The 14599-nt window shown below is 67.3% G+C and carries 4 protein-coding genes; all 4 read left to right on the forward strand.

The genetic code is table 11. The features are described from left to right. Positions 1-29 precede the first annotated feature (29 nt). Positions 30-3188, forward strand: a complete 3159-nt coding sequence (locus ACPXB1_RS03275) for a hypothetical protein (protein WP_355592469.1) — start codon at positions 30-32, stop codon at positions 3186-3188. A gap of 92 nt (positions 3189-3280) precedes the next feature. Beyond that, on the forward strand, positions 3281-6754 hold the full coding sequence (locus ACPXB1_RS03280) for a LamG-like jellyroll fold domain-containing protein (RefSeq protein ID WP_355592467.1): 3474 nt from the start codon (positions 3281-3283) through the stop codon (positions 6752-6754). Between the two features lie 80 nt (positions 6755-6834). Further along, on the forward strand, positions 6835-13668 hold the full coding sequence (locus ACPXB1_RS03285) for a polymorphic toxin-type HINT domain-containing protein (protein ID WP_425734759.1): 6834 nt from the start codon (positions 6835-6837) through the stop codon (positions 13666-13668). A gap of 273 nt (positions 13669-13941) precedes the next feature. After that, the gene (locus tag ACPXB1_RS03290; protein ID WP_425734760.1) at positions 13942-14433 is read left to right on the forward strand and encodes a hypothetical protein; all 492 of its coding nucleotides are present in this window, start codon (positions 13942-13944) and stop codon (positions 14431-14433) included. Positions 14434-14599 lie beyond the last annotated feature (166 nt).

A 14599-nucleotide genomic window follows, 5' to 3' on the forward strand; every position in this document is an offset into this window, starting at 1 on the left:
TTCGCGCATGCCTCGCGGCTGGCGTAGCCGTGCTCACGGCAGCCGCATTGGCGGGCATTTCGGGCGAACCGGCGGAGTATCTTGCCGCCGGTCCGGATGGCGTAACGGGTGGCACAGAGATCAGGTCCGACGAGGCGGTGTCCCTACAAGCCGCTCGCAAGACCGGCAAACCGGTGCAGGTCAAGAGCCTCACCTCCGAAACCACCGAGGTCTATGCCCTGCCCGACGGGCAGTTCAGGGCGGAGCTGTCGCTCGGCCCGACAAGGGTCCGCCGAGGCGACGGTTGGGTCCCGCTCGACCTGAACCTTCGGCGAGACGCGGACGGCACCATCCGACCCGCCGCACACCCCTACGACCTCACGATCTCTGGCTCCCAGCCGTCCGGCACCCACGAGCTGGCAGCCGTCGGCAAGGGCGACGACCGGGTGGCGGTCAACTGGGCCGGCGCGCTTCCCGAGCCGCAGCTCAGTGCCGACCGGGCAACCTATGTGGACGCTCTCGCTGGCGTCGACCTTGTCGTCCGGGCCAGCCGCAGCGGCCTGGAGACCCTGTTCGTCGTGAAGAGCCCCGCCGCCCTGAGTCGGGTGGCGACGCTGTCGCTGCCGGTGACCGGGCGCAACGTCGCGGACGTCCAACGTGGCGTCGGTGGCGACACGGCCATCAGGGACAAGACCGGGCGGACCATCGCGACGAGCCCGGCGCTGATGATGTGGGACGCGCGTGTCGACGCCCAGGGCGAGCCCGTCAGCAAGGTGCCGGTCGCCTCGACAGTCGCGAAGGCCGCCGGAGCCGCAGCGGACCACGGATTCGCGCTTACCCTCACACCGGATCAGAAGTGGCTCCGCGCCCCGGAGCGGAAGTACCCCATCACGATCGATCCGCAGATCAACCCGCTCTCCACCACGTACGACACGTACGTGCAGGCGAACGAGAGCATCGACCGTGGCAGCGCTGACGACCTGCGTCTCGGCAAGCTCGGCCCCACCGGGCCGATCACCCGGTCGTTCGCCCGCTGGGACACCACGGCCCTGGTCGGCAAGCAGATCAACACGGCCACCATCTCGCTGTGGAACTGGTGGTCGGTGCAGTGCGAAGGACGGTCCTGGGAGCTCTGGACGACAGGTGCCATCGCCGACGGCATCGTGTGGAGCAACCAACCGACCTGGACCCACCAGGAGAAGGTGACCACGGCGTCGGCCGGCTTCGACAGCAGCTGTGACGACAACTATGTCGGCGTCTCCGCCACCACCTTCTTCCAACGCGCGGCCGACGTTGGCGACACCCGCGCCGACATGGGCATACGGGCGACCGACGAGACCGACTCGACGTCCTTCAAGCAGTTCCGGTCCCGCACCTACTCGGTCACCACCACAGTGCCCAAGGCCACGGTCACCTACAACTCGTACCCGACGGTGACCGCCCGTTCGACGGTGCCGGCCTCCACCTGCGCGACCGGCCCCGGCCGTCCCATCGTCAACTCGGTGACCCCGCAGCTCAAGGCCACCGTCGCCGACGCCGACGCGACCGCCATGACAGTCACCTTCGAGTGGTGGGCGATGAACGCCGACGCGGCGATCGGCTCCGACGTCTACACCGGCGTCGCCAACGGCGCCACCGTCGCGACCACGATCCCCGCCGGTGTCTTCGCCGATGGCGGCATCTACCGCTGGCGGGTCAAGGCGTCCGACGGGGTGAGCGGCAGCGACACATGGTCCTCGTACTGCGAGATGCAGGTCTACACGACGGTGCCGCCGGTGACCGGCTGCACCGCTGGCACGGACAGTGACTTCAACGGCGACGGCGTCGCGGATGTGGCGATCGCCGATCCGGAGGCAGCGGTGAACGGTCTGGCACGCGCCGGCCAACTGCACGTCAGCTACGGCGGCGGCACGACGGTGCACACCCTGTCCGAGGGAGTCGCCAAGGTGCCCGGCGCACCTGAGGCGGGCGACCGCTTCGGCACGGCGATCTCTCCGTACGACGCCAACAACGACGGCTGCACCGACCTCGCGGTGGGCGTTCCCTTCCAGGACGTCAACGGCCTCCAGGACGCCGGCGTGGTGCTCGTGCTGCTCGGCTCACCCGCCGGTCTGGCGCAGGGGCCCGCCACGCTGGTCTACCACCAGGACGTCACAAATGTGCCGGACACCGCCGAGGCCCACGACTGGTTCGGCTACGCGGTAGCCGGCAGCCGGACCGCCAGAGGGGTGCCCTACCTCGTCATCGGCGCGCCGGGTGAAGGACTCTCCACCACCGCGCCGGTCACCGGCATCGTCCACTACATCCGTGGCACCGTGAACGTGGCGCTGAGCCAGGGCGCAGGCATCCCCGGCGCTGCCGAGATCGACGACCGCACCGGGTACGCGGTGGCCGCCTCCAAGCACCACTGGGCTGTCAGCTCTCCGGGCGAGGCGATCGGCACTGCCGAGTTCGCCGGTGCGGTGAACGTCTACAGCCACACGCTCACCAACGGGCTACCCACGCTCGCCGCCGAACTCAACCAGAACGCGACGTCGGTCTCGGACACCTCCGAGGCGAACGACAACTTCGGCAAGTCGATCGCCATCGCGCCGTACCGCCCAGCCGGAACGGCCGCTGACGCGGCGAGCTCCCTGCTCGTGGTCGGAGTGCCCGGTGAGGGCATCGAGCCCGCGCAGTCGGACGCCGGAATGGTGCAGCGTTTCCACATCACCGCCGGCAACACCTACACCGAGGTGGGTCCGGCGATCACCCACAACCCGCAGAACCCTCTCGTGTCCGGCGGTGACTACCTGGGCGAGAAGGTGGTTGTGACAAACACGAACCCGTCGGTCGAGAGCACCAACTCGACCATGTTCATGGCGCTGGGCCTGCCCGGTAAGGACGGTTCGTCGGGTGACACCTCGGTGACCGACTTCGGCCAGGTGTGGGTTCTTCCCGCACTTGTCACCTCGATCGGCACGCCGGTGGTGCTCCAACGCAACGGGTCGAGCCTGCCGGGCAGTGTCCGGGCGAGCGAGATCGTCGGCACCTCGTTCGGCGCCACGTCGCAGCGGCTGCTGGTCGGCACCCCGTACGGCACTGACGCCGTCTACGGCTTCACCTGGGCCAGCCTGGCCGGCGGCTCGACGACGCCAAGCCAGACCTGGCAGCCAGGCGTGAACGGGATCCCCGCAAGCGTGAGCACGTTCGGGGCGGCGGTCAACTGATGATGAGCATGAATTCGCGCAGTACAACGGGGGAGGACCTGGCGGTGGCCGGTCGTACGAGAAAGCGGGGTCGGCTCTTCACGCTCGGCCTCATGGCGGGCCTCGCCGGCCTGCTCGCGAGCACCGCCTACGTGGCCGTGCCCGAACCATCCCTGCCGTCCGCGCCGGTGGCCGCCCTGGAAACCGACCCGGTCCGGGACACCGAAGCCGAGGCGCTGATCGCGGCGGCGGACCTCAACCAGCCAGTCGAGGTCCTCGCGCAGCGCGGCGAATATCGGGACGTCTTCGCCCAGCCGGACGGGACGCTGATCGCCAACGAGTACAACCAGGCGGTACGGGTCCTGCAGGGCGACACCTGGGTGCCGGCGAACGCGGCCCTCGTAGCCCAGTCGGACGGGACGATCACGCCGACCGCCGCACTGCTCAACATGCGTCTGTCCGGAGGTGGCACCACGCCCCTCATGGTGATCGAGCGTGACTTCCGGGTCATGACGCTCACCTGGCCCAACGCGCTGCCCACCCCGACCATCAGTGGCGACCAGGCCACCTACCCGGAGGTGTTTCCGGACGTCGACCTGGTGGCCAACGTGACCGTCGAGGGCTTCTCCCACGTCCTGGTGCTGAAGACCCCCGAGGCGGCGAACCTGCCCGAGCTGCGGGACCTCAGGCTCGGGGTGACAGGTCAGGGCCTCGACATCGAAGAGACCGCCGAGGGGGGCGTCGTCGCTCTCGACCCGGCGACCGGCAACCCGGTGATGGAGGCCGACGCCCCGACCATGTGGGACAGCGGCAACCAGGAGGGTGGCGGCGAAGCCCAGCGGGCCTCCGCCGCGACCACCGAGCCCGCGGATCCGAACGACGCTTCGGCGCGAGGCCCGGGGGAGACCTCCCGGGTGGAGCAGGTGGGCCTGGACTACAGCTCCGGCACGCTGAGCCTCACCCCGGACGCCGCGATGCTCGCCGACCCGGCCACCACCTTCCCGGTGTACGTCGACCCGGTGTGGCAGAGCAGCACCAACAGCGCCTGGGCGATGGTCGACAGCGGCTACCCGTCCGAGGAGTACTGGAAGTTCGACACCAAGCGGCACGAGCGCATCGGTCTGTGCCCGAGCTCCTGCAACAACTCCAAAATCAAGCGCCTCTTCTACCAGTTGGCCACGCCGTACGCCGGCAAGACCATCCTGGAGGCCAAGTTCCGCGTGACCCTCCAGCACGTCTACAACGACACTGCCCGCGCGGCTGCCCTCTACCTGATGCCCTCCGGGATCAAGTCCAGCACTAACTGGAGCAACCAGCCCGGCGGGTCGAGCTGGTCGGGGGCCACGCACCTCGACACCAACTCGCCGACAAAGGTGCAGTCGAGCTGCACCTCGACGAACCAGAACACCGAGTGGGAAGCCAAACCGGCGGTCCAGCAGGCGGTCAGCAAGGGCTGGAGCAACATCACCCTCGGCCTGCGCTCGGTAAGCGAGACCGCATCCAGCCACACCAAGCGGTTCTGCGACAACGGCGTTCTCTCGGTCCGCTACAACCGCGCCCCGGTGATCGCCAACCAGTCGGAACTCACGATGTCACCCGGTGGTGGCTGCGTGTACGGCACGGGCGCGCCCTACACCGACGTACCGCCGCGGCTCAACGCCATCCTGCGGGACCCCGACCACTCGTCGGCGCACACCGAGCAGGTGAAGGCCGAGTTCAAGGTCACCTGGACGCCGGCCGGCGGGAGCCTGCAGACCCGCAGCTACGTCACGCCGCTGAAGGCGAGCGGCTCCCTCTTCAACTACTACGTGCCAAGCGACATCGCGCAGAACGTACCGATCTCCTGGGAGGTCCGGGCGAGTGACGGAGTGAGCTGGGGGCCGTGGAGCTCCGAAGGCTCACGCAACGTCTGCCAGTTCTACTACGACAAGACCAGCCCGAGCGCGCCGGACGTGGACTCGCCGGAATACCTGCCCGGGGACGCCGCCGACACCACAGCGGACTGCCTCGACGACGACCAGTGGCGCGGTTCCATCGGTGTCCAGGGCAGCTTCACCTTCGACTCGGCGGCCACCGACGTGGTCGAGTACGTGTACAACTTCAACGGCGGCGCCTCCGTGTCGGTCAAGCCGACCACAAACGGTGGTCCCGTGACGATCAGATGGACGCCCGACAAGGAGGGGCCGCGCCAACTCTTCGTCAAGGCGATCGACATGGCGAAGCGGTCCAGCACCATCGCCACCTGCACCTTCCGGGTGGGTAAGCGCCCGCCGGTCGCGCAGTGGCCGCTGTCGGACATCGCCACAGCGAAGGCGGCGGACGACCAGATGGGCTCGCACGACGCGAAGATCGGCAGCGGCGTCACGTTCGGCGTACCGGGGTCACTCGGCACCTGGGACACTGCCGCGACCTTCGACGGCACGTCGAACGCGTACCTCGTCACCAACAACTCGGTGGTGGGCACCGAGCAGAGCTTCGCCATCACCGGCTGGTACCGGGTGGACGATCCCAATCGACGCCAGGTCGCGCTGAGCCAGGATGCCACCGGTGAGCCCGGTTTCACCCTGGGCGTCGATCAGGGTTCCTGGTTCTTCCGGATGCCCACCAACGACGTGATCAACCTGGGTGAGTGGAAGGTGACAGCCGGTCCGGCGACCAACGCCTGGACCTTCATCACGGCGATCTTCGATGGTCCGAACAAGAAGATCTCCCTCCAGGTCGGTTCCGGCACTCCAGTCGTCAAGGACCGGCGTTCGCTGGTCCAGGCCCGTGGTGCTCTCCAGTTCGGCCGCCAGACCTTCAAGGGCGGCGGGTACTCCGACTTCTGGAAGGGCGCGATGGCGGACGTCTCCGTGTTCGACCGTCCGGTCGTCGCTGAGGACGTGGCCGGCCTGGAGAAGCACAAGCTGGACCGCAAGGGGTACTGGCAGTTGAGCACCCAGTCCAACAAGTCCAGCCCGAATTACGACGCCGGCGGCGAGGCGTTGCGCCTCGGGCAGGAGAGCAGCCTCGTCCGGGGCAACCCGATCACCGGGATGATGGGTGCCGGCTACCTCCAGTTCCAGGGCCAGGCCGGTCAGTACGCCGAGACGGCCACGCCGCTCATCGACCCGGCGGGCAGTTTCACCATCTCCGCCCGGGTCCGGTTCACGAGCGGCTCGAAGAACCATCCGATGACGGCGATCTCCATCAAGGGTGCCAACAACAACAGCGTCGTTGTCCTGCGGGGCAACACCGACGGCCTGTGGGAGATGGCCGCCACCACGGACACCGGCACCGCGCCGGTGTACGAGGCGACCCAGCACGACCGGGAACCTTCCAGGGTCGGCAAGGGTGACCACGTCACGCTTGTCTACAACGGATACAGCCGGGAGTTGCTGTTCTACCTCAACGGCCAGGTCCTCGGATTCCAGCTGGAGAAGCCGTTGCCCGCCGTGAGCAACGTCCAGTTCGGCCGGGCCTTCGCCAATGGCAGCGAGCGGGAGAACCTTTCCGGCGCGATAGACGACATCCGGATCTACAACGGCATGGCGGACAAGGTCAAGATCGACCGGACCAGCCTCGTCGTCGAGCAGCCCAACCTCTGACACCACCGGCGTTGGGGTCGTCCCTTCGGGGGCGGCCCCGACACCCCGTGCCTTCTTTCAACCAACCCTGGGGAGGGTGGATGTTCTCCCGATTTCTGGGCACGTCCGGCGTGTTGCAGCGCCGGGCGGTGCGACCAGTGTCCTGGGCAATGACTGTCGTGATGACCGCGAGCATCATCCAGGTCGCCAATGCCCCCGCATCGACTGCCGCCGAACGCCAACGCCCGACGGCGACCGACGTCGGCAAGACAGTGCCGAATCGTGCGCCGCTGGGCGTCAAGCCGCGCACGGCAAACCCGGGGGCTGCCCCCGCCACGACGACTCCCGTCACTGTCACCTGGCCGTCGGCCGGAGCCAGTGAGATCGCTGTCCCTGCCCCGACAGGGACATCGGCGCAGGCCGGCGCGCGTACCGGCGCTTCCGCAACCGACCCGGGGCCGGCCGTGACCGGCAAGGCCGGCGGACTCGCGGTGTCGCTGTCGGCTGTTGCCCCGCCCGCGCCAAAGGCCGGCGCCAAGGCGGCCACGCCTCCGGTTCCCGCGCCCACGAAGGTACGTGTCGAGGTTCTCGACCGCGCCGCGTCCGAACGGGCCCGCGTCGACGGCCCGTTGATCAGGTTGAACCGCACCGACGGTCAGCAGGGCGCCGGCGACGTCCGGTTGGGGGTCAGCTACGACGGCCTTGCCGGTGCGTTCGGCGGTGACTTCGGTGCCCGCCTGAAGCTGGTGAAGCTGCCGGAGTGTGCGCTCACCACCCCGGAGAAGGCCGGTTGCGCGATCGAGCCGGTGCCGACCGTCAACGACAGTGCATCCCGCACGGTCTTCGCCACGGTCAGCGCCGCGGCGGCGGGTACGACAGTCGCGCTGGCCGCAACCGAATCCTCCTCGCAGGGCGATTTCGGTGCGACGAAGCTCGCGCCGTCGTCGAAGTGGTCGGTGGCACCGTCCACCGGCGGCTTCTCCTGGAGCTACCCGATGCGTACGCCCCCGGTTCCGGGTGGCGGTGCTCCGGGCATCACGCTCGCCTACTCGTCGCAGTCGGTCGACGGCCGTACCGCAGCCACAAACAACCAGGGCTCCTGGGTGGGTGAGGGCTTCAACTACGAGCCGGGGCACATCGAACGCCGCTACAAGTCCTGTGCCGAGGACGGGCACGACCAGTACGCCGACCAGTGCTGGGCGTACGACAACGCCACGATCCTGCTCAACGGCAAGTCCACCGAGCTGGTCAAGAGCGGCAGCACCTGGAAGTTCGCCACCGACGACGGTTCGAAGGTGGAGCGGCTCACCGGCGCGGAGAACGGCGACAACGACGGTGAGCACTGGAAGGTCACCACTACCGACGGCACGCAGTACTTCTTCGGCCTCAACAGGCTTCCGGGCTGGACCAGTGGCAAGGAGGTGACGGGGTCGACCTGGACGCTTCCGGTCTACGGCGACGACGCCAACGAGCCGTGCAACAGCACGTCCGGTGGATTCACCGCCTCGTACTGTGACCAGGCGTGGCGCTGGAGCCTCGACTACGTCAAGGACCGCTACGGCAACGTCAGCTCGTACTTCTACACGCCGGAGACGAACTACTACGCCCGCGGCAAGCGCACCGATGCCAACGGCGTGGCGTACCACCGCGGCGGCTACCTCAAGCGGATCGACTACGGCCAGCGGGACAACGCCGTCTACACCACCAACGCCCCGGCGCGGGTGCGGTTCGACGTCAAGGAGCGCTGCCTGCCCAACGGCTCCGTCGACTGTGACCCGGAGGATCTGAACGCGACCACAGCGCCGCACTGGCCGGACGTTCCCTTCGACCGCAACTGCAACAAGGACACCAAGTGCAAGGGCGACCAGATCACGCCGACCTTCTGGACCCGGGCCCGTCTGACGGGGATCACCACCGAGATCCGCGAGGGTAGCGGCTGGACGGCTGTCGACAACTGGAAGCTCGACCACCAGCTCCTGGACAACGGGGACGCCTCCCGCACCCTCTGGCTTCACAAGATCACCCACACCGGCATGTACGGCGACGACATCTCCATGCCGGCGGTCGAGCTGGGCAACCTCCAGCTGCCCAACCGGGTCGACCGGGACGACGACAACATCGGTCCGCTGGTGCGTCCCCGGCTCGCCACCGTGTGGACGGACACCGGCGCCCAGATCGACGTCAACTACGCGGCACCGGACTGCTCCAAGAGCGCGCTTCCGACCGAGGGCAACAGCACCAAGCGCTGCTACCCGGTGAAGTGGAACCCGTACGGCAGCGGTGACCCGATCACCGACTGGTTCTTCAAGTACGTGGTTGCCGCCGTCGTCGAAACCGACCGCACCGGTGGCGCACCGGACATGGTCACCAGGTACGACTACCAGGACGGCGCCGCCTGGCGGAAGTCCGACCCCGACGGGATCTCCGACCCCAAGGACCTCACCTGGAGCGAGTGGCGCGGCTACGGCAAGGTCGTCGTCACCGTCGGCAACGGTCAGACCCAGACCACCAAGACCGAGTACCGCTATTTGCGCGGCATGCACGGCGACAAGATTCCGAGCAGCAGCGACACCCGGGACGTGCGGGTGAAGGACTCCGCCGGTGTCGAGCACGTCGACTACGACCAGTTCTCCGGCCACCAGTTGGAGAGCACCGTCTACGACGGCGCGTCGGTGGTCAGCCGGAGCATCGCCACCCCGTGGCGGCACAACACCGCCACCGAGTCGCACGATTGGGGTGACAAGAAGGCCTGGTTCACGAACACCTCGGTGACCAGGAACTTCGTGGCGCTCGCCGCCGGTGGCTGGCGGGAGACGAAGAACATCTCGAGCTTCGAGACGGACTTCGGCCGCGTCACCAAGACCGAGAACCTCGGCGACGTCAACGTCACAGGCGACGAGGCGTGCAACACCACCACCTACGCCGACAACCCCAACCTGCACCTGTACAGCCTGGTGGCGCGCACCGAGTCGTTGTCGGTGTCGTGCTCGACCTCGCCGGTGGACCGCAAGACCCAGGTCATCTCCGACACCCGCACCCTCTACGACGGCAAGGCGTTCGGGGTGACGCCCACGCTTGGCAACCCGACCAAGTCGGAGCGGATGGCAAGCCACAACGGCACCACCGCCACCTACATCACCACCGCGTCGGGAACCTTCGACGCGTACGGTCGGCCGCTCAGCGCCACCGACGCGATGGGCAAGACGACCACCACCACGTACACCGATACGAACGGTCTGACCACCAAGGTGGTCGAGAAGAACCCGCTCGAGCACGAGACAGTCACCGAGTACGCCCCGGCCTGGGGCAGCCCGGTCAAGCAGACCGACCCGAACAAGCTGGTCAGCAAACTGCAGTACGACGCGTTGGGCCGGCTGGCCAGCGTGTGGATGCCCGACCGCACCGGCGAGAGCCCGAGCATCAAGTACAGCTACCTGATCCGCACCGACAAGCCGGTGGCGGTCAAGACGGAGAAGCGGCAGAACGACGGCTCGTACAGCGTCGAGTACAAGCTGCACGACGGTCTGCTGCGGCCACGTCAGGTGCAGACCGAGGGGCCGAACGGCACCCGGATGATCGCGGACACCTTCTACACAGCGACCGGCAACCTCGACAAGACGTACGCGACCTACAACGCCGCCGGTGCTCCGACGGACGCCATCTTCCCCGCCCGCAACGGTGAGGTCGACGGCCAGACGCTCTACGTCTACGACGGGGCCGACCGGGTCAAGGCGGAGATCTTCGCGGTAGCGGGCAACGAGAAGTGGCGCACCAGCACCACGTACGGCGGTGACCGCGTATCGGTCGACCCGCCGGAGGGCGGCACCCCCACCACGGCGATCTCCAACGCGCTCGGGCAGACGACCCAGCTGTTGCAGTACAAGGGCACCGGGCCGTCGGGTGCCTCGGACAAGACCCTCTACACCTACAACCGCTCCGGCCAGCTCGCGACGGTCACCGACCCCGCCGGCAACGTCTGGAAGCACGAGTACGACCAGCTCGGCCGCAAGGTCAAGTCGGTCGACCCGGATGCCGGAACGTCGACGATGACGTACGACAACCTGGACCGGCTCACCAGCACCACGAACGGTGTGCAGCAGACGATCAGCACCACGTACGACGCGATCGGCCGGACCACCGCCAGCTACAAGGGGTCGGCCGAGACCGGCGTACTGCTCAGCAGTTGGACGTACGACCTGGAGATGCTCGGGCAGCTCTCCATGACGAGCAGGTGGATCGACGGGGCGGAGTACGCCACCTACTACACCGGCTACGACGAGCTCTACCGGCCGCACGCCACCTACTACCAGGTGCCCGAGCACGCCGGCGCGGAACTCGCCGGGATGTACAGCTTCGCGGCGGAGTACAACGAGGACGGCACCGTCCGGGCGATGGGCATGTCCGACGGTGGGGGCTTGCCGTTCGAGAGCATCGCCTACACGTACGACAGCATGGAGCGGTTGACCGCGACCGAGGGTGACGTGCCGTACCTGACGGACGTCGACTACTCGGCGACCAGTGAGGTCATCCAGACCGAGGCGAAGCTCGGCGCCAACAAGGTCTGGTCGACCTACGGGTACGAGCAGGGCTCCAAGCGGCTCACCCACCAGCGGTTGGACCGCAGCGGCGCCCCGGTCATCGACATCGACGCGCAGTACAGCTACGACGCTTCCGGCAACATCACCCGGATCGCCGACACGCCCTCGGGCACCCGGGACGTGCAGTGCTTCTCCTACGACTACCTGCGCCGCATGGAGCGGGCCTGGACGTCGGCGAGCACCGCCACCGACCCGTGTGCCGGAGGCCCGTCGACCACGGGTGTGGGTGGGGTGGCTCCGTACCACCACTCCTACACCTACGACGTGGTCGGCAACCGCAAGACCGAGTCGCAGTTCGCCGCAAACGGCACCTCGCTCAAGGAGCGCGTCTACACCTACCCGGCCGCAGGTCAGCCGCAGCCGCACACCCTGCGCTCGATGACCGAGACGACGTCGGCGGGTTCGAAGCTCCACGAGTACGGCTACGACGCGGCGGGCAACACCACGAAGCGGACGAAGGTCGGCGAGGACCAGACCCTGAAGTGGGACGCCGAGGGCAACCTCGAGTCCGTCACCGACGCCACGGGCAAGAAGACCAGTTACCTGTACGACGTCGACGGCTCCCGGATGCTCCGCAAGGAGCCGACCGCGACGACGCTCTACCTGCCGGGCATGGAGGTCCGGCTCGACCACACCACCAGGGCGACCGACGGCACCCGCTACTACTCCCTGCCGGGCGGCGGCACGATCGTTCGGAAGATCAACGGCCTGCACTACGTCGCCTCCGACCACCACGGCACGGGTCAGGCGACCGTCGACGAGAACGGTGCGATCGTGCACCGGCGGACCACGCCGTTCGGTGAGTCCCGTGGCACGCCACCAACACCAGGGCAGTGGCCGACGGAGAAGGGTTTCGTCAACGGCAACCAGGACTCGACAACGGGTCTGGTGAACATCGGTGCCCGCGAGTACGACACCGCCACCGGTCGGTTCATCTCCGTCGACCCGATCATCGACAGCACTGACCCGCAGCAGATGCACGGGTACGCGTACGCCAACAACAACCCGATCTCGTTTTCCGACCCCGACGGCCTCAAGGCGTGCTCCGACGACGCCTGCGGTCCCGGTGCCGACTACGAGGACATGTACGGCAACTACCACAAGGTCAAGGGACACAACGACGGCTGTGGTGGCTGCTCGGGCGCGTACGACCCGGACGAACCGACCAAGAACGCATGGAACAACCCACGTGCTAGCGACGAGGACCGCCGTGCAGCCGCGGCTGCCGCTGCCGAGAAGGAGCGCCAAGCGCGCATCGCGCGGGCGAAGCAGAAGCTTCTCAACGCGGCCAAGGCCCTAGCCAAAATCATGATGGACGAGTTGGGCATCACTGATGCTCTGGACTGCATCACCAAGGGCGACATGGGTGGTTGCCTGGCGACTGCGGCCAACATCGCGGGTGCGGCGATTGGCGGCGCGCTCGGCAAGCTGGCGGCGAGATACGGCGCTCCGTGGAAGTGGAAAAAGTTCGCCAACCTCACCAGCCGCGTTAAGGGCCTCCTGGGAGACCTCATCGGGGGCGTCAAGGACCTGATGAAGGCCTCGGAGAAGTGCGACTTGCACAGCTTCGCGGCAGGGACCCTCGTGCTGTTGGCTGACGGCTCGAAGCGGCCGATCGAGAAGCTCAAGCCGGGGGACCGCGTCCTTGCCACCAACCCCGAGTCTGGCGAAACCGCGCCGCAAGAGATCGTGGCTACCCACATCAACCTTGACGTGGACCTGACCGATCTTGTCCTTGCCACGGAGAATGGCCCCTCCCTCGTCGAGACAACCGCGCACCACCCGTTCTGGAGTGAGGATCGCCTCGGGTGGGTCGACGCGTCGGAGTTGCGCGTAGGCGAGCGGCTGCTGACCTCGGACCAATCTGCAGCGACAGTGTCGGACGTGCATTCGTACGCCGGCCAACAAGCGATGTTCGACTTGACGGTCGACAACGTCCACACCTATTACATTGCGGTCGGCTTTGACGATCCATCCGTGCTGGTCCACAACTGCAACATCACGCTGTATCACTACACCAGCAAGGAGAAATTCAACGCGATTCGCTCGGGCGGAAAGGAGTTGACGTTCAAGGCGGATGACGCTAAGAACGGCGTGGGTTCGTACTTTACGCCGCAGAGCCCGAGGGCTGTTGCGGCTCGAGGGCCGAACGGGTTCAAGAAGCTGGGACTGACAAGGGCCAAGTCGGAGTACGTGTTCGAGATAACGGTGCCGAAGTCCAGTGTTCGGCAGTTGAAAGGGGGGCGAGGTGAGTATGTGTTCTACTCGCCCCAGGACTTGGTCGTCCCAAGAGGCGGGGTGAGTTACGCAGGTAAGACTGCGGACTGGCCTGGCTGACGCGTCCTCCACGGCTGGGATTAGCCCCGGGATCGTCGTTGCGGCACTGCTCCGCGCCGGCGATCCCGGTGGCCGGTTCCCTAGTTGCCATGGTTGGCTAGGCGCAGCTGGAGGGACAAATAAGGTGAGCCGCCTTTGGCTCGATCCCGAAGGTGTGACTGCTCTCGAGCACGGTAAACGGCAGCGCGGGGTCACTGCGTATGGTGGCGGGGAGTTCGGCCCGAGAGCGGCGTTGTGGCGCGTGCCGAGGTCGTGTGAATGACAGGAGGGTGGATGGAGATCACTGGGGTGGACACGCTTGTCGTGGTGCCTTTCGACGCGCGACCAGCCGTGACCGCGTTCGTCCGTGGCATGCGGCGACTCTGGCCGTCTGTGCTCATTGGCATCGATGACGGCAGAGAGCCGATGGTCATCGACCTCGACGAGGCTGCCGGCTATCCGGCCCGCGGTGAACTGATGTTCGCCCGCGATGCGGCGATGGACGAGCACTGGGACGAGCACGGGTACCTCCCGATGCCGGATGGCTCCGGTCCAGTGACGCTCATCTACGAGATTCACCACGACCTGGTGGTAGAGGTAGACGTCGCCGGCGAGGGTCGCCTGGACGACGGCCCGCTGTCAGGATGGACCGGTGTCGAACTGGCTCTGCCGGAGGCAACCGCGCTTACGCTGGTCACTCATGCCGCTCCGGCTGAGGACGCCTTCTGCGCCGCGATCCTGGCACTCTTGCGCGAAGCCCTGGGCTACCAGAGGGCAAGTGACTGAACTTGGCCACGACGTCGGGCTGCCCCCTCAGGGCCAGGGCCATAGGTCCATCGACAGCTCGGCCCGTCGACTGCTGCCGGCTTGCCAAGCAGGGCCCCGGCAAAGTCGTCAGGTGATGCCGAGCAGTGCCAGTGGGCGGGTGCTGTCGCGGGCGTGATGTCGGTTG

Origin of the sequence: Micromonospora sp. DT68, assembly GCF_049847245.1 — a bacterium.
Lineage (GTDB): Bacteria > Actinomycetota > Actinomycetes > Mycobacteriales > Micromonosporaceae > Micromonospora > Micromonospora profundi.

Bases quoted from the DNA above. Each gene is read 5' to 3' on its own strand.
- ACPXB1_RS03280 (WP_355592467.1), top strand. From the start codon at position 3,281: ATGGCGGGCCTCGCCGGCCTGCTCGCGAGCACCGCCTACGTGGCCGTG.
- ACPXB1_RS03285 (WP_425734759.1), top strand. From the start codon at position 6,835: ATGTTCTCCCGATTTCTGGGCACGTCCGGCGTGTTGCAGCGCCGGGCG.
- ACPXB1_RS03290 (WP_425734760.1), top strand. From the start codon at position 13,942: ATGGAGATCACTGGGGTGGACACGCTTGTCGTGGTGCCTTTCGACGCG.